Origin of the sequence: Neobacillus niacini, from assembly GCF_031457145.1 — a bacterium.
GTDB classification, from domain to species: domain Bacteria; phylum Bacillota; class Bacilli; order Bacillales; family Cytobacillaceae; genus Neobacillus; species Neobacillus niacini_J.
In genome coordinates this window covers 309,435-328,586 of the sequence record NZ_JAVDVZ010000001.1, presented here as the reverse complement: position 1 = coordinate 328,586, position 19,152 = coordinate 309,435, and the positions used below count along the sequence as shown (strand labels likewise).

At 38.5% G+C, this 19,152-nt stretch carries 20 protein-coding genes; 6 read left to right on the top strand and 14 right to left on the bottom strand.

What is annotated here, in order from left to right; translation table 11 throughout:
• Positions 1 to 3 precede the first annotated feature (3 nt).
• Positions 4 to 1,686, bottom strand: coding sequence for a formate--tetrahydrofolate ligase (locus J2Y03_RS01765; RefSeq protein ID WP_310191298.1), 1,683 nt, complete (start codon positions 1,684 to 1,686; stop codon positions 4 to 6).
• Positions 1,687 to 1,876: 190 nt separating this feature from the next.
• On the opposite strand from J2Y03_RS01765, the gene metA reads away from it, so the two are divergent.
• A complete protein-coding gene (metA, locus tag J2Y03_RS01760; RefSeq protein WP_310190116.1) occupies positions 1,877 to 2,785 on the top strand; it encodes a homoserine O-acetyltransferase MetA in 909 nt (302 codons plus the stop codon).
• 76 nt (positions 2,786 to 2,861) lie between these two features.
• On the opposite strand, the gene J2Y03_RS01755 is transcribed toward metA, so the two are convergent.
• Complete coding sequence (locus tag J2Y03_RS01755; RefSeq protein ID WP_310190114.1) at positions 2,862 to 3,542, bottom strand: class I SAM-dependent methyltransferase; 681 nt, start codon at positions 3,540 to 3,542, stop codon at positions 2,862 to 2,864.
• Positions 3,543 to 3,643: 101 nt separating this feature from the next.
• Between J2Y03_RS01755 and J2Y03_RS01750 the strand changes: the two genes are divergently transcribed.
• Positions 3,644 to 3,856: a DUF3892 domain-containing protein gene (locus J2Y03_RS01750; protein WP_132089323.1), complete on the top strand. Its 213-nt coding sequence runs from the start codon at positions 3,644 to 3,646 to the stop codon at positions 3,854 to 3,856.
• Positions 3,857 to 3,902: 46 nt separating this feature from the next.
• On the opposite strand, the gene mntR is transcribed toward J2Y03_RS01750, so the two are convergent.
• The 3 genes from mntR to J2Y03_RS01735 form a co-directional block, all read right to left on the bottom strand.
• Entirely contained in the window at positions 3,903 to 4,325 is a 423-nt protein-coding gene (gene mntR / locus J2Y03_RS01745) for a transcriptional regulator MntR (RefSeq protein WP_132089326.1), read from the bottom strand.
• A 69-nt stretch (positions 4,326 to 4,394) separates the two neighbouring features.
• On the bottom strand, positions 4,395 to 6,584 hold the full coding sequence (locus tag J2Y03_RS01740; RefSeq protein ID WP_310190111.1) for a DNA topoisomerase III: 2,190 nt from the start codon (positions 6,582 to 6,584) through the stop codon (positions 4,395 to 4,397).
• A gap of 133 nt (positions 6,585 to 6,717) precedes the next feature.
• Positions 6,718 to 6,999, bottom strand: coding sequence for a hypothetical protein (locus J2Y03_RS01735; RefSeq protein ID WP_095251973.1), 282 nt, complete (start codon positions 6,997 to 6,999; stop codon positions 6,718 to 6,720).
• Between the two features lie 276 nt (positions 7,000 to 7,275).
• On the opposite strand from J2Y03_RS01735, the gene cspD reads away from it, so the two are divergent.
• Entirely contained in the window at positions 7,276 to 7,476 is a 201-nt protein-coding gene (gene cspD, locus J2Y03_RS01730; RefSeq protein ID WP_026563856.1) for a cold-shock protein CspD, read from the top strand.
• A 106-nt stretch (positions 7,477 to 7,582) separates the two neighbouring features.
• Here cspD and J2Y03_RS01725 read toward each other — a convergent pair whose 3' ends face one another.
• Entirely contained in the window at positions 7,583 to 7,768 is a 186-nt protein-coding gene (locus J2Y03_RS01725) for a zinc-finger domain-containing protein (RefSeq protein WP_132089332.1), read from the bottom strand.
• Between the two features lie 20 nt (positions 7,769 to 7,788).
• Positions 7,789 to 8,445, bottom strand: coding sequence for a ribonuclease H family protein (locus J2Y03_RS01720; RefSeq protein WP_310190108.1), 657 nt, complete (start codon positions 8,443 to 8,445; stop codon positions 7,789 to 7,791).
• Between the two features lie 207 nt (positions 8,446 to 8,652).
• Between J2Y03_RS01720 and J2Y03_RS01715 the strand changes: the two genes are divergently transcribed.
• Positions 8,653 to 9,060, top strand: a complete 408-nt coding sequence (locus J2Y03_RS01715) for a reverse transcriptase-like protein (protein ID WP_310190107.1) — start codon at positions 8,653 to 8,655, stop codon at positions 9,058 to 9,060.
• Positions 9,061 to 9,092: 32 nt separating this feature from the next.
• Here the strand turns inward: J2Y03_RS01715 and J2Y03_RS01710 are convergent, their stop codons facing one another.
• Positions 9,093 to 9,374, bottom strand: a complete 282-nt coding sequence (locus J2Y03_RS01710; RefSeq protein ID WP_207909411.1) for a DUF6123 family protein — start codon at positions 9,372 to 9,374, stop codon at positions 9,093 to 9,095.
• A 16-nt stretch (positions 9,375 to 9,390) separates the two neighbouring features.
• The gene (locus tag J2Y03_RS01705; protein WP_310190105.1) at positions 9,391 to 9,897 is read right to left on the bottom strand and encodes a divergent PAP2 family protein; all 507 of its coding nucleotides are present in this window, start codon (positions 9,895 to 9,897) and stop codon (positions 9,391 to 9,393) included.
• A gap of 85 nt (positions 9,898 to 9,982) precedes the next feature.
• Between J2Y03_RS01705 and sspL the strand changes: the two genes are divergently transcribed.
• On the top strand, positions 9,983 to 10,120 hold the full coding sequence (sspL, locus tag J2Y03_RS01700; protein WP_310190103.1) for a small, acid-soluble spore protein L: 138 nt from the start codon (positions 9,983 to 9,985) through the stop codon (positions 10,118 to 10,120).
• 66 nt (positions 10,121 to 10,186) lie between these two features.
• Here the strand turns inward: sspL and J2Y03_RS01695 are convergent, their stop codons facing one another.
• The 4 genes from J2Y03_RS01695 to J2Y03_RS01680 form a co-directional block, all read right to left on the bottom strand.
• Positions 10,187 to 10,966, bottom strand: a complete 780-nt coding sequence (locus tag J2Y03_RS01695; protein ID WP_310190102.1) for a TatD family hydrolase — start codon at positions 10,964 to 10,966, stop codon at positions 10,187 to 10,189.
• A 107-nt stretch (positions 10,967 to 11,073) separates the two neighbouring features.
• The gene (locus J2Y03_RS01690) at positions 11,074 to 11,967 is read right to left on the bottom strand and encodes a 5'-3' exonuclease (protein WP_310190100.1); all 894 of its coding nucleotides are present in this window, start codon (positions 11,965 to 11,967) and stop codon (positions 11,074 to 11,076) included.
• Between the two features lie 55 nt (positions 11,968 to 12,022).
• Entirely contained in the window at positions 12,023 to 12,850 is an 828-nt protein-coding gene (locus tag J2Y03_RS01685; RefSeq protein ID WP_310190098.1) for a sulfurtransferase, read from the bottom strand.
• Between the two features lie 17 nt (positions 12,851 to 12,867).
• Complete coding sequence (locus J2Y03_RS01680) at positions 12,868 to 16,527, bottom strand: dynamin family protein (protein ID WP_310190096.1); 3,660 nt, start codon at positions 16,525 to 16,527, stop codon at positions 12,868 to 12,870.
• Between the two features lie 164 nt (positions 16,528 to 16,691).
• On the opposite strand from J2Y03_RS01680, the gene J2Y03_RS01675 reads away from it, so the two are divergent.
• Positions 16,692 to 17,600 (top strand): nuclease-related domain-containing protein, encoded by a 909-nt coding sequence (locus J2Y03_RS01675; protein WP_310190094.1) that lies wholly within the window; start codon positions 16,692 to 16,694, stop codon positions 17,598 to 17,600.
• A gap of 976 nt (positions 17,601 to 18,576) precedes the next feature.
• Here the strand turns inward: J2Y03_RS01675 and J2Y03_RS01670 are convergent.
• Positions 18,577 to 19,149, bottom strand: coding sequence for an isoprenylcysteine carboxyl methyltransferase family protein (locus J2Y03_RS01670; protein ID WP_310190092.1), 573 nt, complete (start codon positions 19,147 to 19,149; stop codon positions 18,577 to 18,579).
• Positions 19,150 to 19,152 lie beyond the last annotated feature (3 nt).

The window sequence follows — 19,152 nt, the reverse complement described above, 5'->3', positions numbered from 1 at the left end:
TTTTTAGAACAACCCAAGTGCCTTACCATTCTCATTTACATCCATATTTAAGGCTGCTGGCTTTTTCGGGAGACCTGGCATGGTCATGACCTCACCAGTTAAGGCAACAATGAAACCAGCACCAATAGATGGTTTAAACTCCCTGACATTCACTATAAAGCCAGTTGGCCTGCCAAGTTTAGTTGGATCGTCTGACAAGGAGTATTGTGATTTAGCCATACAAATCGCTAAATTAGACCATCCAAATTTTTCAAACTCTTCAAGCTGTTTTTTTGCTTTGGACGAGAATTCTACATCTTTTCCGCCATAAACTTTTTGAACGATGGTTCTCACCTTTTGTTCAAGCGAATCTGATAAATCGTAAAGCGGATGGAATTTGTTTTCTTCTTTTTCAATTACTTCTAAAAGCGTTTTAGCAAGGGCAACCCCGCCGGCACCGCCTTTTTCCCAAACTTCCGTTAAGGCAACAGGGACAGACTCCCGTTTACACCATTCAAGTAAAGTTTGTACTTCTAAGTCTGTATCAGTAATAAATTTATTTATCGCCACGACCACTGGTAAACCAAAGCTTCTAATGGTCTCTATATGTTTTTGCAGATTAGCAAAGCCCAACGTTAACGAAGCAATGTTTTCTTTAGCCAAATCAGATTTTGCAACCCCGCCATGCATTTTTAACGCTCGGATGGTGGCAACGATTACTACTGCTTCCGGTTTAATACCAGCACTTCTTGCTTTAATATGTAAAAACTTTTCCGCTCCTAAATCTGCACCAAAACCGCCCTCTGTAATCACATAATCCGCAAGTTTTGCAGCGGCACGAGTGGCAATTACACTATTACAGCCATGGGCTATATTAGCAAAGGGACCTCCATGTACGAGTGCTGGTGTATGTTCAATGGTTTGAACAATGTTTGGTTTGACTGCGTCTTTTAGCAATAAGGTCAACGCACCTTCAACACCAAGGTCACCAACCGTTATTGGTTCCTTTTTGACATTATAGGCAACGACCATTCTTGCTAGACGAACTTTCAAATCCTTTAAATCTGCAGCCAAGCATAAGACTGCCATAATTTCTGAAGCTACTGTAATATCAAAGCCATCTTCACGTGGGACTCCTTGAAGTGGACCGCCCAGCCCGATTATGACTTTCCTTAAAGCTCGATCATTTAAATCCACTGCACGTTTCCAAACAATTCGGCGTTGGTCGATGTTAAGCTCATTTCCTTGTTGCAGATGATTATCCAATAAAGCTGCAAGAGCATTATTAGCTGTAGTAATCGCATGCAAGTCACCAGTAAAATGCAAATTAATGTCTTCCATCGGCAAAACCTGTGAATAGCCGCCACCGGTTGCCCCACCTTTTATTCCCATTGTTGGACCTAATGAAGGCTCGCGCATAGCAATAATCGCTTTTTTTCCGATGCGTTGAAAAGCATCACCAAGACCAACCGTTACTGTTGATTTCCCTTCGCCTGCAGGCGTAGGATTGATAGAGGTGACGAGAATTATTTTTCCAGTTTCATTTGTTTCAATCTTAGTAAGCGCCTCATACGAAATTTTTGCTTTGTATTTTCCAAAAAGTTCGAGGTCATCCTCTGATAAACCAATTGTTTCTGCAATGTCGACAATGGGCTTCATGGTTGATTCTTGTGCAATTTCAATGTCGGACTTATATGATGTTTTCATTTGCAAAAATGATCCCCCGCATTCACATAGAATTAGTAACCTCTTATATTGTACCAAATCACGGATTTATTTCGTGTAATATTTTTCACAAGAAATTATTCTTTTCTGAATTAAAGATAATGTTTATAATGTTAATGAGCGAATTTTAAAAATATACTTATATAGTTTAGAAACAAAGGGGGAGTGCACCATGCCTATTAACATTCCAAAGCTGCTGCCGGCAAGAGAAATCCTCGAACATGAAAATATTTTTATCATGGACGATGAAAGGGCCATTCAACAGGATATTCGGCCATTAAATATTCTTATCTTAAATTTAATGCCCGACAAAGAAAAGGCAGAAACGCAGCTATTAAGGCTTTTGGGAAACAGCCCGCTGCAAGTAAATGTAAGATTTTTAAAAACAGATTCCTATGAAGCTACGCACACCAGTAAACAGCACCTAGAACAATTTTACACCACCTTTCCAGAGGTCAAAAATCAAAAATATGATGGTATGATCATTACCGGAGCACCTGTTGAACTGATGGAATTTGAACAGGTAAAATACTGGGAAGAACTCAAGAAAATCATGGACTGGACCAAAACCAATGTCACCTCTACCTTGCATATTTGCTGGGGAGCACAGGCAGCACTTTTTTATCATTATGGGATTGATAAATTTGAATTGGCCCGTAAATGTTCTGGAATCTATGAGCACCAAATTTTTGAACATAATGATTTTCTCTTACGCGGTTTTGATGATCATTTTTATGCTCCCCATTCTCGATATACAGATGTATCGATTGGTGAAATTCATGAAAATCCGAAACTCAAGCTCTTAGCCGCATCCGAAGAAGCGGGAGCATTGCTTATTGCCTCTCGGGATAGAAAACATGTGATGATTACAGGACACTTGGAATACGAATCTGATTCCTTAGCCCAGGAATACAATCGAGATATTGATAGAGGGCTGGAAATTCATATTCCGGAAAATTACTTTCCTAACAATGATCCAACACAACCTCCGATTAATCGTTGGCGTTCCCATGGACACTTGTTCTTTTCAAACTGGCTCAACTATTATGTCTATCAAGAAACACCTTTTCATTGGGATTGAAAGAATCGAAAGTACCTTTTTCAAGATGTTGAAGCAGGAAAGTAAGAAATGCGGAAGTGCACTATGGCACTTCCGCTTATTTATTTTGAAACATGAAAACCCACATAAAGGTCAATGCTTGTTTCAAATCTAGTGACAGTTTATCTAAAGTCAGCGTGTCTGCTCCCCGCTTGTAAACTCCGATTTCATCCACTTTGACTAAACCATTTTCTTCGGCTAGTTTCCCTAGCTCCCAAGGCATCATCGTATTACAAATCACCTTTTCTCCATACAGTCGTCGGTAGCTGTTCATTCGCGGCATAGCGGTCGGTCCTAAAATCGCAATACAAATCAAACCATCTTTTTTAATGATCCGTTTCATTTCATGCAACACATCTAACGGATCCTCTGTCCATTCAAGAGAATTGATTGCCATGCAGGCGTCGAAGGAGCCCGATTCTACCGGCACCCTTGAAATATCGGCTTTAAGGAATTGTGCAGTAGTGTCTTTCGCTCTTCCCCTTGCCTTTTCAAGCATTTGTTCGGAAAGATCGACACCAGTAACTTGATACCCTTTAGTTGCTAACTTATAGGAGGCATAGCCGTCACCACAGCCAAGATCACAAATCGACGCCTCCGCTTTCACGTGCTTTGTAAAAAAAGGAAGAATGTTTTTCCGACTACCTGTCTCCCACATTTCTTTGCTGTTTGAATGCCATGTATCAGCCCGCTCATCCCATTGTTTTTCTGCTTCATTTACCCATTTGAAATTATTCATTTAAGCCTCCAAATCATTTTTTCGCTGCTAAATTTATAATCCCTTTAAGTTTATTTTTTGCTCATATTAGAAAGAATATCGAGCAAAAGGGGGGAAACGTTGTGGAAACAGTAGTAGCACTTCATCGGAACCATTTTGGAGAGATTATCAGTTTTGTTACATCCGGAGGTCGAGTCATATCTTATCAAAAAGCATTAGCGGAAGCCACTGACGGCATTATCAAAGGCGTTCAGGCAACTGAGGGATTCGACGGCAAACTAATTCTAAGCCCAGAGCAGGAACTATCATTTGACCATTTTCCAGATTTGTTCTAAATAAGAATACAGTTAAGCACCTGGTGATAGGCCAGGTGCTTTCCATTTATTCAGCTTCGTTTTGTTTTTGAATTTCTTTTAATGCATCAATTCTCGATTCGTCTTCTTGAAAAAACTGAACGAGGTCTACGATGCGCTCAATGGAATCCCAGCTTAAGTGGTGCTCGATCCCTTCAACGTCATTATATATATTTTCATCTTTAACTCCGATGATTTTTAGGAACTGTTCAAGTAAATCATGTCTAAATACAAGCCGTTTGCCGATTTTATTACCTTTTGTGGTTAAGCTAAAACCTCTGTATTTTTCATAAACTAAATATTCATCTTTATCTAACTTTTGAACCATTTTTGTTACTGAGGAGGGATGAACAGCTAAGGCCTCGGCAATATCTGAAACTCGGGCATATCCTTTTTCTTCAATTAACATATAAATTTGTTCTATATAATCTTCCATACTAGGTGTTGGCATCCCGTACCTCCAAAAAAATTACTCTCTTAAAAGTTTACTATAGAAAAAAATTAGTGACAAGTTGATTTATCACTTTGTTACACTTTGCTTTTGTTCCTTTTCGTGATTATCGAACAGAAACTTTATCTTTTTCTCCTGTTCATCGAGATAAAGCCTGGCATTGAATGTTTTTTCTTTATTTGTAAATCCTTCGATCAACTCCGTTTTCCCTTCCAATAACAGTAGTTTAATATTCTTTTGAGTAATGTTTTTCCCAAGAATCTTTTTTGATATCGTAAAATTACATTGATTTTTTTGATAGTTGGAACAACCATAAAAGCTGCCTTTATCCACGACCGAGCCATCACATTTTTTGCAATTTCCCAGCTTCGTCCCGCCTTTAGACTTGGTCATCTTTTTACTAGGAGTAAAGTTTTCACGCATATCTTCTGAGAAAACCCAGTTTGCTGAATGCCCTACTCCTGAGGATACGAGATGGTACACCATTTTATTCGTTTGTTCCATAAAGTTCTTTGGTAAAAAAGCACCATCTGAAATCTCTTTTAATTTCTGCTCCCATTTTGCTGTCATTTCTGGAGAAGCAAGGATTTCCTGCCCAATCGCTTCAATTAATATTCTAGCTTTCGCAGTAGCATAAACTAGATTCTTGGTAACATCGATATATCGTCTATCCTTCAGCATCGTGATGATTCCGGCTCTTGTTGCCTCTGTACCAAGACCTTCTGTTTTAGATAATATTTTCTCCATTTCCTTGTCATCGATATGCTTTCCAGCTGTTTTCATTAGCGTGATTAACTGGCCTTCCGTATAGCGTTTAGGCGGCTGTGTCTGGCTCTCTTTTACATCCACTTTCGTTGTTCGGCCTTGTTCCCCTTTTGTTAAACGGGGAAGTGCTGGTTCATCCTCTTTATCCTTTTGTTTCAGAACCTTTCGCCAGCCTTCTTCGATTTGAACCTTTCCTTTCGATTGGAAAACAGCTCGACCATCTACTAAAGTTTTTACCGTCGTATATTCAGCAATGGCTTTTGTGTAATGTGCCGCGATTAAGCTGGTGACAATCATGTCGTATAATTTCTTTTCATCGGCATCGATTCTGTCAAGATTAGGAATTTGTTCAGTAGGAATGATGGCATAGTGATCGGTAACCTTTTTTTCGTTTACATACCGCTTGTTATCGACTAATGATTCCACAGGCAGTGGAAAAAACTGTTCATAACCGTTGATATGACTAATTTTATTTAGAATTTCTGGGAATGTATTCGCTTCTTCTTTTGTGACATACCTTGAATCAGAGCGGGGATAGGAAACATTTCCCTTTTGATAGAGCTTCTGCAGGACATCAAGTGTCTTTTTTGGCGAAAATTTATAGCGTTTATTCGCTTCTGCCTGAAGAGCTGATAGATTATACAGTAACGGTGGTAAAAACTCTTTTCTTTCCGAGTCAACCTCTGCTACCTCTGCAGGCTTTTCTCGGCAAAAAGCAGCAACCTTCTCAGCCATTTCTTTTGTTTTTACACGAGTTTCTCCATCATTCTGCCACTTACCACTGTATTTCTTGCCCTCGATGTTAAAATGAGCAATTACTTCCCAAAAGGGTTCAGATTTAAAATTCTCGATTTCTAATTCTCTTTTAACAATAAGCGCTAATGTCGGAGTTTGTACCCTGCCAACTGAAAACACATCAGAAAATCCTTGTTTTTGCAGGAGCAAACTATACAGCCGTGATGCATTCATCCCGACCACCCAATCCGCACAGGCGCGGGTGTATGCTTCATAATATAAATTTCTTGTATAATCTTCGTCTAGTAATTTAGAAAATCCATCACGAATCGAATTAGCCGTTAACGAAGAAATCCATAGTCGCTTCATTGGCTTTTTGCAGCCAGTTAACCGGAGAATATTTCGGATGATTAATTCACCTTCCCGCCCAGCATCGCCCGCATGAATAATTTCAGTTACAGCGGGACTCTCTACAAGCTTTTGGATAACGGAAAATTGTTTTACTTTATCCTTGGTAACCTCATATTGGAACTGATTCGGTATCATCGGCAAATTATCTAAAGACCATTTCTTCCATCCAGGCTCATACTGTTCAGGATTCACGAGTTGGCATAAGTGGCCAATCGCCCAAGTGACATAAGCGCCATTCGGAAAAGTCTCATTTGGAAAAATCTCAATAAAGCCATTTTGTTTTTTATGTTTAAAAATAGAAGCCAAGGTGGAACCTTGGTCTGGTTTTTCAGCAATAATTAATTTCATTTATGATGGCTCCCTTTTGATAAAGCATCCAGGATTCATTTTCCCACTTTATTTGTCTTTTTGTAAAGATTAAAAAATTGGCACCCTTATTTAAGGATGCCAATTGTTAAAAATTTCCGAACTCTTCTACTGCTTATTGTATTAGTTTTAAAGTTGAATCCTGCATATACCAATTTTCTTCTGGAATGATGTTAGATACAGTCAAAATAAATGATGGTATTCTTTCAACATCAAAAACGATTGCACCTATCTTCTTTGTGAACATGAGAAAGGCGTCACCATGTGAATAAGATGATAAATCATTTCCGATCTGAAGCAATGACATCAAGACTACTTGTTTTTCTTCGGCTTCAATGAAGACTTGCGGCGAGAATCTTAAAATCCATTCATCTCCCTCAATCGAAAATCGGTACATTACTCCCCACCCTTTAATAACCTTTTTTATAAGAATATGAGGCTGAAAAAAATATATGTTAGAATAGATTTTATTTATTCAGAATATTTTCGCCAGAATAAGATTTATGGATAAAAAAGCACTTTCATTCCTTGACTGCCCAAAAATATTCATGTATATTTTAAGTGTCATGTATAATTATTTGAATAGCAATTATGCTACCTTTTGTTGTACATGATAATATTTATCTTTGGCACTTTAATAGGTGTCCTTCAAAGGCTTAGGAGGAAATAGTAGATGCAAAACGGTAAAGTAAAATGGTTCAACAATGAAAAAGGTTTCGGTTTTATCGAAGTTGAAGGTGGAGACGATGTATTCGTACACTTTAGCGCGATTACTGGTGAAGGCTTCAAGTCTTTAGAAGAAGGCCAAGAAGTTTCTTTCGAAATCGTTGAAGGAAACCGTGGACCACAAGCTGCTAACGTAGTTAAACTTTAATCTAAAAAACAAACCAAAGGCTGACATATTTGTCAGCCTTTTTCTTATCCAGCCAAGGTGCCTGACCAACCCCGAGTTGAACGACTCTTCAGTCAAGAAACTGAAATCATGTTAGTTTCTTCCCATATTCCTGCAGTTTTTCCCCAACTGTACATTGTGAAATACAAAAGCGATGTGCTAACCTCCTGCCGCCGTCCTGTTTAAACTGTTTATGTACAAAACAACCGTTACAGTATTGACCTAGCAGTGATTCAACATGATGAAACAGTTCTTTTCTGTTAGAATTTCTCACGAATTCAGGCACCCCGATTCCTATATAATTTGCGCTCTTGCAAAAATTTCCTTCCCCTCTAACGCCTGTGTAGCTAATTTATCTGCTTCCTTATTATCGTTTCTTGGAATTGGGGTGTACTTTGGCGTGAGCGAGAGCGCTTTGATCTTTTCCTCAATCCTGTCAAGCCAGGCATTGAGAACATCCTCGTAGCATGGCCATTCGCCTTCCAGCTGTTTCAAAACAACCTGTGAGTCACCTTTGAATTCACAAGGCAGATGGTGAACACCTAATTCCTCTAAAATCGTTAGAGCATAGTAAAAGGCTGCATATTCTGCTTCATTATTTGTTTCCATTTCATCGAACTTTTCGTTCGCCCGTATTCGATATTTCTTTTTCCCTTGTTTAAAAAATATTACAACACCAAGACCGGCCGTATTGGTATCCTTTTGAAATCCACCATCAAAATAAACGGTGATTTCATGAGGATCATCTTCGATTTCAGTTGTAAGCTTCTTCAGTTCTTTTAATATCCATGATGTACCAGCTTCATCATAGAAATATATATCATTTGCTTTCCCTAACTTTTCAAGTTCTTCACCAGCTTGTATTGCCAATTCAGTTGATATCCAATCAGAGGTAAATTGAATTTTTTCATTTCCGCCTGTTTTATAATTCCACTCAAGTCTATATTTCATGATATTCAACCTTTCTGACAAAAATTTCCGACTTGAAACCCACATGTATATAGAAAGAATCTTTGATTGCACTTTCTTACCATATGTTTAAAGATATAATCTTAGCATACCCACTTCAACAAAGTAGAAATAGGAAAAATATAAATCCTGCGTTTTGTGTTTCATTATGATAAAATTTCTTTTATTATGAAACTGGGAGGGTCTGCATTGATTGAAGTTTACATCGACGGTGCCAGTGCCGGTAACCCTGGACCAAGTGGTGCTGGAATATTTATTAAGGGAAATGGCACAGCCGAAAAATATTCGATCCCGCTTGGTTTGATGACAAACCATGAGGCTGAATATCATGCCTTTATAACAGCGCTAGAGATTTGCCTAGAGAAAGGCTACTCTCAATCAGTTGTATCCTTTCGCACCGATTCTGAATTAGTTAATAAAGCGGTCGAGAAAGAATTTGTTAAAAACAAAATGTATGCGCCGCTTTTAGAAAAAGCATTAGAGTTAGCCAAACAATTTGATTTATTTTTTATGAAGTGGATTCCAAGCATTGAAAATAAAGCGGCCGATGAATTGGCCAGGGCCGCAATTCGAAAAAATACAAACACTAGCGGATAAACAAAAATCCTCCCTTTTGGGAGGATTCTCGTTTAAATTGCGACTAGTTCTCTTTCTTTAACAAACTTTAGGGCCGCATTTCTTGTTTGTATTTTGCTCGAAACAAGAGTTTCTAATAACGACACATAAAAGCTGCCATCAAAGCTTTTCTGGGCTTTTAAAGTGATCTCTATTGCGGAATTAATCAATTCATCAGAAGCATTCGTATATTGTTTTCCGAAATAAATAAACCCGATTGCCTCATCTTGAAATTGAAAACCTTTTCCTTCCAAGTAATGCAAGTACTCATCAACTGTCCGCACTGGCTTCTCCATCCCCTATCCAAGCAATCTAAAACCATTCACTATCAGATTTTAACCTATATTTCGACAATGTTCTACTCTTTTTTGTGCATGCATGCCCAACCACACCGACTAAAGCACCAAGAATGGCACCGCCAATTACTTCTTCAGGCTGATGTCCTAACATTTCTTTTAGCTTTTTAGGAGCTTCTTGTTCAAATTCAACACTTTCTTCTTTATCGACCTTTTCAATTAGGTCATGCATGGAATTTACCTTTAAGGTGAGTTCACCCGTTTGGCGCCGGATTCCCTGCGCGTCATACATAACAATTAATCCGTAAACCAATGAAAGGGCAAAATCAAAGGTTGGCAGACCACGTTGTAACGCGATAAAAGTGGTGAGTGTTGAGACTCCTGCTGAATGGGAGCTTGGCATCCCACCTGTTTGGAAAAAGAGGTCTGGGCGCCATTCTTTCTTTTTATAATAATGAATGGGAATTTTCATGCCCTGTGCTAAGCCAATGCTGAAAAGGGCTAAGTAAACACCTTTGTTCATTTCATCACCTCTTACCTTATTGTTTAGAAAGTTGAGTTTTATTATTCTCGCGTGGAAATACTAAAAAAATGGGAGGTGAACGAAGATGAGCAAAAACGATAATGCTAATCGCGGTATAAAGACTCATGGGGTCAATCCACAAGGATATGGTCAAGATGCAGAGTTTGCTGAAGAACCAAAAAGTAAATTAGAAAATGCTGCTAAGAAAAAAAATACAAAATAATAGTCCGGAAAGAGGCTGCCCTATTTTAAAGGACAGCCTCAGGCTTTACATCATAAATGAGAGCCATTAATTAATATTAAAAAAGATTTTGGTATTGTTTCGAATTTGGGTGTTTATCACCTGTAAATTCATACCTTTGATTTCCGCTATTTTTTTAAGCGACTCCTTGATCATAAGGGGGTGTGTTCTTTTCCCAGAAAATGGACCTTCAAAGGGCCATGGACCATCTGTTTCAACCATGAGTTGATTAATCGAATAATTTCGAACTAAAGTGACGTTTTCAGGTTCTTCCATGGCAATCTCCGGAGTAACTGAAACAAAGTATCCGTTTGCCAACATTCTCTCTGTTGTCCGCTGATCCCCTTTAAACCAGTGAAAATGAGCCTTAGAAACGGAATGCTTTTCGAGAAGATCACAAACAACTGGGGCATCAGAATAGACAGCATGAAGAGAGATTGGCTTTTCCCAATTTTTTGCTAGTTTCACAAATATTTCAAGCAATTCAATATAGCGGCCATAATCTTTTTTTGTGACTTTATTTTCTGCCCTCATAAAAAATGGCAGCCCTACTTCTCCCACAGCAATCATTTTGTCTTTGTTAACTCTCATCCAGTTTATTAGTTCACCAAGTTCTTTTTCTGTTGGTAGAAGCTGCTCTGGATGAAAACCAAATGCAGGTTTTACGATTGGATATCGTTCCGATAAAACAAGATTCCTCTTACAGGAATCCAGATTCATCGAAACTGAAACCAGTGCTTCAATGGCTTCGTTCTCCTCAGCTAGCGCGGCAATTTCAATGTCGTCATATTGATCTAAATGAATATGTGCGTCTATTAGCTTCTCCATTCTTGTCACTTCCTACGTTTTTTATGTATCCTTCAATAGAAATGCCCCGTCATTCAATAGGAGATTATATAGAAGCAGGCTGCCCTGTGTTGGGGCAGCCTCGGATTTTAGGAAACAAATGATGCTTCAAGCGGCAGCAGACGCTGCACGCCACGAAGTTCTAGTTCCATTAATTTATTTAATGCTTTTTCCTTTTCAATCTTAAGTCCTGCCTCTTCTAAATTACATGTTACAGGGACATCACACTTAATTTCCGCAAGGATTCGCGATAAATGGAGCATTTCTAAATCCTGCTCAATTTTCGTTTTGTGAGACTTTGAAAGACAGTCGAGATTAGAGATAATCCCCTCAACATGTTCAAATTCCTTTAAGAGCTTAAGAGCGGTTTTTTCACCAATACCCTTTACTCCAGGATAATTATCACTAGTATCCCCCATTAAAGCCTTTAGGTCTATCATTTGTCGAGGTTTGATCCCTTTTTCTTCAAAGAATGTATCAGGAGTATGCACTTGATAATTACCATATCCCTTTTTCAATAAAATAACTGAAATGCTATCATCAAGTAGCTGAAGAATATCCTGGTCACCGGTTAAAATCGAGACATTTGCATGCTCTTTAGCCTGATAGGCAATGGTTCCAATGCAGTCATCCGCTTCATAGCCCACTAAACCAATGTTTGGAATATCAAAAGCAGCGACTACTTCTTTTACTAAATCAAATTGTGGTATTAATTCTACTGGGGCTTCACCACGATTCCCTTTATATGCACTGTACAATTCAGTTCGAAATGTTTTACTTCCCATATCCCAACAAACCGCTACGTGGGAAGGGTTAAAGGAAGATACTGCAGTAAATAAATGTTTAATGAAGCCGTGAATTCCATTCGTTGGAATTCCTTTTGAATTTATCATAAACTGGCCTGAAACAGCCGTAGCATAAAAAGCTCGGAATAATAGCGCCATTCCATCTACTAGCATAAGTGAAGGTTTTTGATTTTCCAATGTATTGACCTCCTATCAATTAAAAAACAACACGGGTTCTATTATAGCATAAATATTACTGAATTTTGTTTTCTTGATAGGAAATCCAGTCGCTAAAACTTCCCAAGTAAAGTTTTACCTTTTCAAACCCAGCTGCTTTTAATGCTAAAAAATTCGGCGCGGCAGTCACACCAGATCCACAATATACGATAATTTGTTTATCAGGATTGATGTCATTAAAACGTTGTTTTTGTCCTTCTGCAGGTTTGTAGTAGCCTGCATTTAAGCCTTCAAACCACGGTTTGTTAATCGCCCCAGGAATACGCCCCGCTTTTTTATCAATCGGTTCCTCTAATCCCAAATAGCGTCTTTCTTCCCTTGAATCTATAAGAATCGTTTGAGAATCCTGGCCCCCCGCTATTACTCTAACATCCTCCATACTTGCAAATACTTCGTGGTTTATGTTGGGCTTAAATGTAGTTTGCTTGAAGACTAGAACTTCTGTTGTCACTGGATAGTTACCTTCCTTCCAGCCACTGAATCCTCCGTCCAAGACCGATACTTTTTCATGCCCAAGGTACATCAACATCCACCAAAATCTTGCGGCAAATGCACCTTCCCCTTGGTCATAAGCAATAACGGTCGTGCTTTCATCGATTCCAGCATGCTCAAGCTTGTTAATGAACTCTTTGATAGGTGGCAATGGATGTCTGCCGCCGTGTTCACTTACTTCACCAGATAGGTCTTTTTCGAGATCAAAATGAATGGCTCCAGGAATATGATTTTGATCATATTCCTGTCTGCCTTTTTCAAAGTTTGCTAATGAAAAAGAGCAATCCACAATCCGGACATTTTCCTGATGTAAATTTTTCAGAAGCCATTCTTTGTCAACAATAACATTCATAGGAATCCCCCAGTCATTTAATACTTTGACTCTTCTAGCTTTTGATAAACAGCTTCTAACGTATCGATTGGCACTCCGCCATCCAATGCAGTAAGGATGCTTACGTAAAAATCTTCGGCCTGCTCTTCTATTTGCGTTACTAATTTTTCAAATTGGTCACTCAATTTTTGAGAGTAAAAAGCAGCTAGGTTTTCACCTTCAACTTTTAAATAGTCATCGGCTGGACCGTTTAAAACGTTATAGAGCTCATCACTCATTAACTTCTTTTCATTTTTTTCAAAAAAGGACTTTGGATTTTTGAAATAAGACAAGGCTTTCAAAAAGAGCTGTTTGTTTAGATGATTGAAGGCTAATGGAAATTCAATATCTCCTTCATGCTTCATCTCAAAGGTTGAAAAGGATATGTCCTTATTTATTTCCACCATGCTGCGCGTTAGGGCTATATGATAGTCAGTTAACACTTTTCCTGCAAAAGCATCCAGTCTGACCGTTGTCGCTCTAAGCTCCTGTGCGAAATCGAAGCCTAGACTTTCTAACAGCTCATCCAAAGCAGTCTGTAATGCCTTCTTTAAATTTCTTCCATCATCCCTTAAGGCTGCAGGATTAAATGCTTCTTTAAAAAAGTCACCGAATCGGAAAAATACTCTTTGTTTAATATAGTAAAGGAGTTCTTCTGCTTCTTGATTCATTCGTTTTTGTAAACCATCTGGTGTTTGTTTTTCCAGGATAGCCTTCATCATCGATTTTTGTTTTTTTAATTCGAAGAGTCTTTGTTCTTTTACAGTTTGATCCTCTTTTGAACTTTGAATTAGTTTTCCAACTAGCTCCTGAACACGATATAATTCATTCCCCGCAGAGGTAATCGCCATTTCTGTTAAATCATTTGAAATAAAATGATAGAAATCTCCTTCAAAATCTCCCATTCCAGACTGCATATCTTTGTTCGGTTCGAGCTTTTCTTTTAGTGCTAGTAAACTAGATAACGGGTAAAGATGTGGATTCCGGATTCCATATTTTATTAATTGCTCTGTAACATAATCGGCAACGGTATCCTTTTCTTCCTCGTTTTCAGCTAAATCAATCGCATTAATAATAAAAAACATTTTATCGAGCTGGAACGATTCCTTTACGCGTCCAAGCTGAATTAAAAATTCCCTGTCTGCTTTAGAAAAGGCATGATTGTAATACGTAACAAACAAAATCGCATCGGAGTTTTTAATATAATCAAACGCTACACCCGTATGGCGGGCATTGATTGAATCGGCTCCAGGTGTATCTACGAGCGTGATTCCTTTACGAGTTAATTCACAATCATAGTAAAGCTCAATCCATTCCACAAAGCACGACTTCTCTTCCAAAGCAACGAAGTCAGCAAATTCTTTTAAATCGGTTTCCAATACACTTCCGAGCTGATTACCGTGGAGATTGAACCCCTTTTTAAATGCTTGTAAAAAGGCATAGTGAGTCTTTTCCGTGATGCCTTCCTGACCCTTTTCAAGCAATACTTTTTCAATTTCATTTGCCGCTGTTTCTAAATTGGAACCTTGGAGCTCAAATAATTTCAGAGAACGGTTTACGTCCTCGAGCATTGCATTTTTTTCTTTAAATTTAACAAGCACCGTTCCATGCTGATAACGGTCAGTAATTGGCTTAATTTTATTAATCGCAGCAGTGGTTGGGTTTGGTGATACCGGAAGTACCTTTTCTCCCATTAGTGCATTAGCAAATGAAGACTTACCCGCACTGAATGCACCAAATAATGCCACTGTAAACCCTTTGTGTTCCAATCGGTCTGATTTGTCTTCCAATTCCTTTGCCAGCTTTTGAAATCCAGGCAGGCTGTTAATCAGCTTTGCGGATTGATTTAAACGGGTAACCATGCTTTGTAAATGACCTCTTGCTGCTTCCGTTTCGTTTTTCTTTGTCTCATTCGTATTTATCTTTGTTACTGGTAGTATTGGCTCATTCTTCTGAACTTCCTTTGTTTCAGAACGAGGCTGACCATGAACAACTTCAGCCTCTTCTTCCTCCTGTTGAAATAGCAAGTAATCGTCTTGTTTGCTTTCAACAGGTTCATTTAGCAATTTAACCACTGAAGCTTCAGTAATCGCCGTTTCTTGTTCAAATTTCGTTCGTTCAGCAAGGGCAGTCACATATTGCTCTAGATTCTGAAACTCTTTTTGATACATTTTTGTTAACTGATCTGTTTTCGCTTCTAATGCAGGAATGAGCGCATCTTTAAAATTCAAAATGCCGTCTCGGGCTATTTTCTTGATCCCATTTGCCAAATCTTCTGTGTAATGAAGGAGATATTCACCTGAAACCATAGCCCCCGGCTTAACCGTTTGAACCATCAAGTCGATTGGAACCTCGATGGCAAACGATTGTGCCTTACTTAACAGCTCTTGGTTATCAAGACCATTGTTCTTTAGGACAGAAATTAAATATTCACGCAAATGCCATTCCAGCTGTGATTTCGTTTTATCTACCAGGTCTTGGTAAAGAAGGTCAAGACGAGCATTCTTCTCTTCAAGAGTTTTTTGTTTCGAGAAAAGGAATCCCACCTTAAATTCCGGCTGCGCTGCTTCAAGAAAAGCCTCTGCTAGCTCCCTTGTTTGAAAAGGCATTAAATAAGCATTTTTCATAATTGTAGCGATTTCATCATCCATTTCCTTTTCCGTTTCCTTTACCCCTTTTTCAAGGGTCTGAAGATTTTCGGTAATGGATTGATAGGTTAGTATTAATTGCTGTTTTTCTTCCTCTGCCAGTTCACTTAACACGTCAAAAATCGGCTGAAGTTCGTCTTCCCTTGTTTTTCGTTGTTGATCAAGATGGTCTTGAGCTATCTTTTTTAATGAATGAAAAATGGATTGTTGAAGAAGTTGATCTTTATTCTGTAATTTCTCTGCAATAAATGCCTTTAGTTCCTTAAATTCATTCAGTTTATGGTCTTGAAACTTTAAGGAAGTATAAAAGATTCGCGCTGGCTTAACTCCCCATGCGCCAAAAGAATCCTGAACACTTTCTTTAAATTTACCGAAAGTAAGCTCTTCTTCCTTGTGCTTATCCACTTGGTTGATTACGAGATATACTTCTTTTCCGGCTTCCGTTAACTCCTTGGTAAATAAAAAATTAAGCTCAGCTTGGACGTGATTATAATCCATCACATATAAAACTAAATCAGCCAGGTGGATTGCAGATTCAGTTGCCACCCTATGAGCATCGTCAGCCGAGTCAATCCCAGGCGTATCCATAATCACGGTATTAGCAGGTAACTGCGAGTCAGCATGGCTGATTTCAATTTCTTCGATTTGGTCGCCATCCTTGCAGTAGTTTTTTACTAATTCATAATCATAAGGGGCCAAATAAATCCTCGGTTTCTCATTTTTGAAAATAACTTTCGCATATTCCTCACCTGTTTTTACCTTTACAAGGTTTGCACTGGTGGGAATCGGGCTTGAAGGCAGCAAATTTTCGCCAACTACCTTATTAATCATCGTTGATTTTCCCGCTGAGAAGTGACCGCAAAAAGCAATCATAAACTCTCGGTTCTGAAGTTTTTTTGCTAATTGCTTTGTCTTTTCAGCGTTTTCTGTATCACCATTTTTGATAAGGTATTCATATAAAGCAAGAATCTTATTTTTAAGCGATGGAATCGTTTCTTGTTTAGTAGCCATTTGCACCATAATTTCTTCCCCTTGTTCACAACTTTGTAATATTTTATATTTTATACGATAATTCAAACTTTTCCTATTGCGAAAACTCAAATTGTTAACATAATATTCACTTCTTTTAATTTTTTTCTTAGTTACAATAAAGAAATAAGGAAAGGAAGTGGATTATGGCATTTAGGGAACGTACGGAGTCAGATGAGTTGAAGATTTTTAGGATTTTGAATAATCGTACGATATTACCAAGTAAAGAGAAACAAATCTATTCTAACTTAGAAAAAGGATTTAAAGGTGAAGTGATGTTTGATCAATTAACGGAAGGGCTTAATCCAAATAAGTTTTTGATAGTGAATGATTTACTTCTGGAGACGAACTCTACCACTTTTCAAATAGATTCATTTATCATTAGCCAAGGGACCCATTTTCCGTGTGAAGTGAAAAATTTCGAGGGGGATTACTATTATAAATCCGATCAGTTCTTTGCCATGAATGATACTGAGATACAGAATCCGCTAGACCAAATAAAGAGAAGTGACGCATTGCTTCGCCAGTTTCTCCAGAAGAAAAAATACTCTATTTCGATAAAATCAAATGTCTTCTTTGTCAATCCTGCATTCACCCTCTATCAAGCACCACGGGACAAGCCAATTATTTATCCCACTCAGCTCGCTAAATTTTTGGAGGAATTAAATGCGAGAACTTCTATTCTAAACGATGACCACTATAAGCTTGCCGAAGATTTAGTGAAGGAACATAAAACAATCTCCCCCTATACCCGATTACCTCCATATGACTATTATCAAATGAAGAAAGGACCATGCTGCATGGTGTGTCATTCCTTTACGGTTTCGTCTGATGGAACGATCTTAGCCTGCCATTCATGTGGGTGTGTAGAATATGTGGAAGACGCCATATTGCGGTCCGTTAGGGAACTTCAGCTGCTCTTTCCAGATATAAAAATCACCACAAATTTGATATTTGAGTGGTGTCAGGTGATTGAATCTAGAAAACAGATTAGGCGGATATTGAAGAAGCATTTTAATAAAATGGGATCAAGGCATTCTACCTATTATATATAAAGAGATAAAAATTGGGTGGAGTGACCGAAAATGCTTTTCATTTATGGCTTTCGGTCACTCTAAGTTTACTGCAATGACCCAAATGCTTTTTCTGAATGCTCTTCGGTCACTCCAGCTTACCTGCATCGACCCAAATGCTTTTTCTGAATGATCTTCGGTCATTCCAGACCCCCTGCATTGACCCAATTGCTTTTTCTGAATGCTCTTCGGTCACTCCAGACCTCCTGCATTGACCCAATTGCTTTTTCTGAATGCTCTTCGGTCACTCCAGCCTACCTGCATCGACCCAAATGCTTTTTCTGAATGCTCTTCGGTTACTCTAGACAACCTGCATTGACCCAAATGCCTTTTCTAAATGCTCTTCGGTCACTCTAAGTTTACTGCATCGACCCAAACGCCTTTTCTGAATGCTCTTCGGTCACTCCAGACCTCCTGCATTGACCCAAATGCTTTTTCTGAATGCTCTTCGGTCACTCCAGCTTACCTGCATCGACCCAATTGCTCTTTCTGAATGCTCTTCGGTCACTCCAGCCTACCTTGCATTGACCCAAACGCAGTTTCTTTATGCTCTACGGTCACTCCAGACCTCTTGCATCGACCCAAATGCTTTTTCTGAATGCTCTTCAGTCATTCCAGACCCCTTGCATTGACCCAAACGAAGTTTCTTTATGCTCTACGGTCACTCCAGACCTCTTGCATCGACCCAATTGCTTTTTCTGAATGCTCTTCTGTCACTCCACCCCACAGACAAAGAAAAAGCCAGAGATTTCTCCCTGGCTTTAAACAATACCCTCTGTTAATGCGTTACATTTTTTAAGACGTGTTTCATGACAAATGCGTATATGATTACCGTTCCACCTACTAATGCAAAAGCCATAAGTTACACCTTCCTATCCGCTCGATTTCAATGAGAATGATTTTCATTTTCTATAAAAATAGGATATCACAGGTGATAATCATTTTCAATACAGATAAGTTAATTGTCATATTTATTTAACAATTTCGGTAGAAACCGATTACATTTTTCAAAACTGCCTTCATATTCCGTTAGCGCGCGCAGCGCTTTTTCCTCTGCTGGTATTCGGATCGACAACATCAATACATTTAATAGCGTGAACAAACTAGCTGTTATGTATGCGCCAAAGAATAACGGAACAACCATAAGTTCAATTGTGACAACTACATAGTTGGGATGTTTGATAAAACGGTATGGTCCTTTTCTGACAACATCAACGTTTGGTAAAACGATGATTTTTGTATTCCAGTACCTCCCGAGCGAAGATATTGCCCAAATTCTCATCAACTGAGCAAAAACAAACACAACAGCTAATAATGGCCAGATGGGTGAAATTTCACGTGAAAAGGCAAATTTCTCAAAGATAAATACTAAAAAAAATAAAGAATGCATCAACACGATATACGGATAATGATTACTTCCAAATTCTAGCGCACCTTGTTCCTTCATCCACTTTTCATTTCTACGAGCAATCACCAACTCCAGTAATCGCTGAAACATAATAACCGAAATAATTACGAGAAAAGGAATCATTTG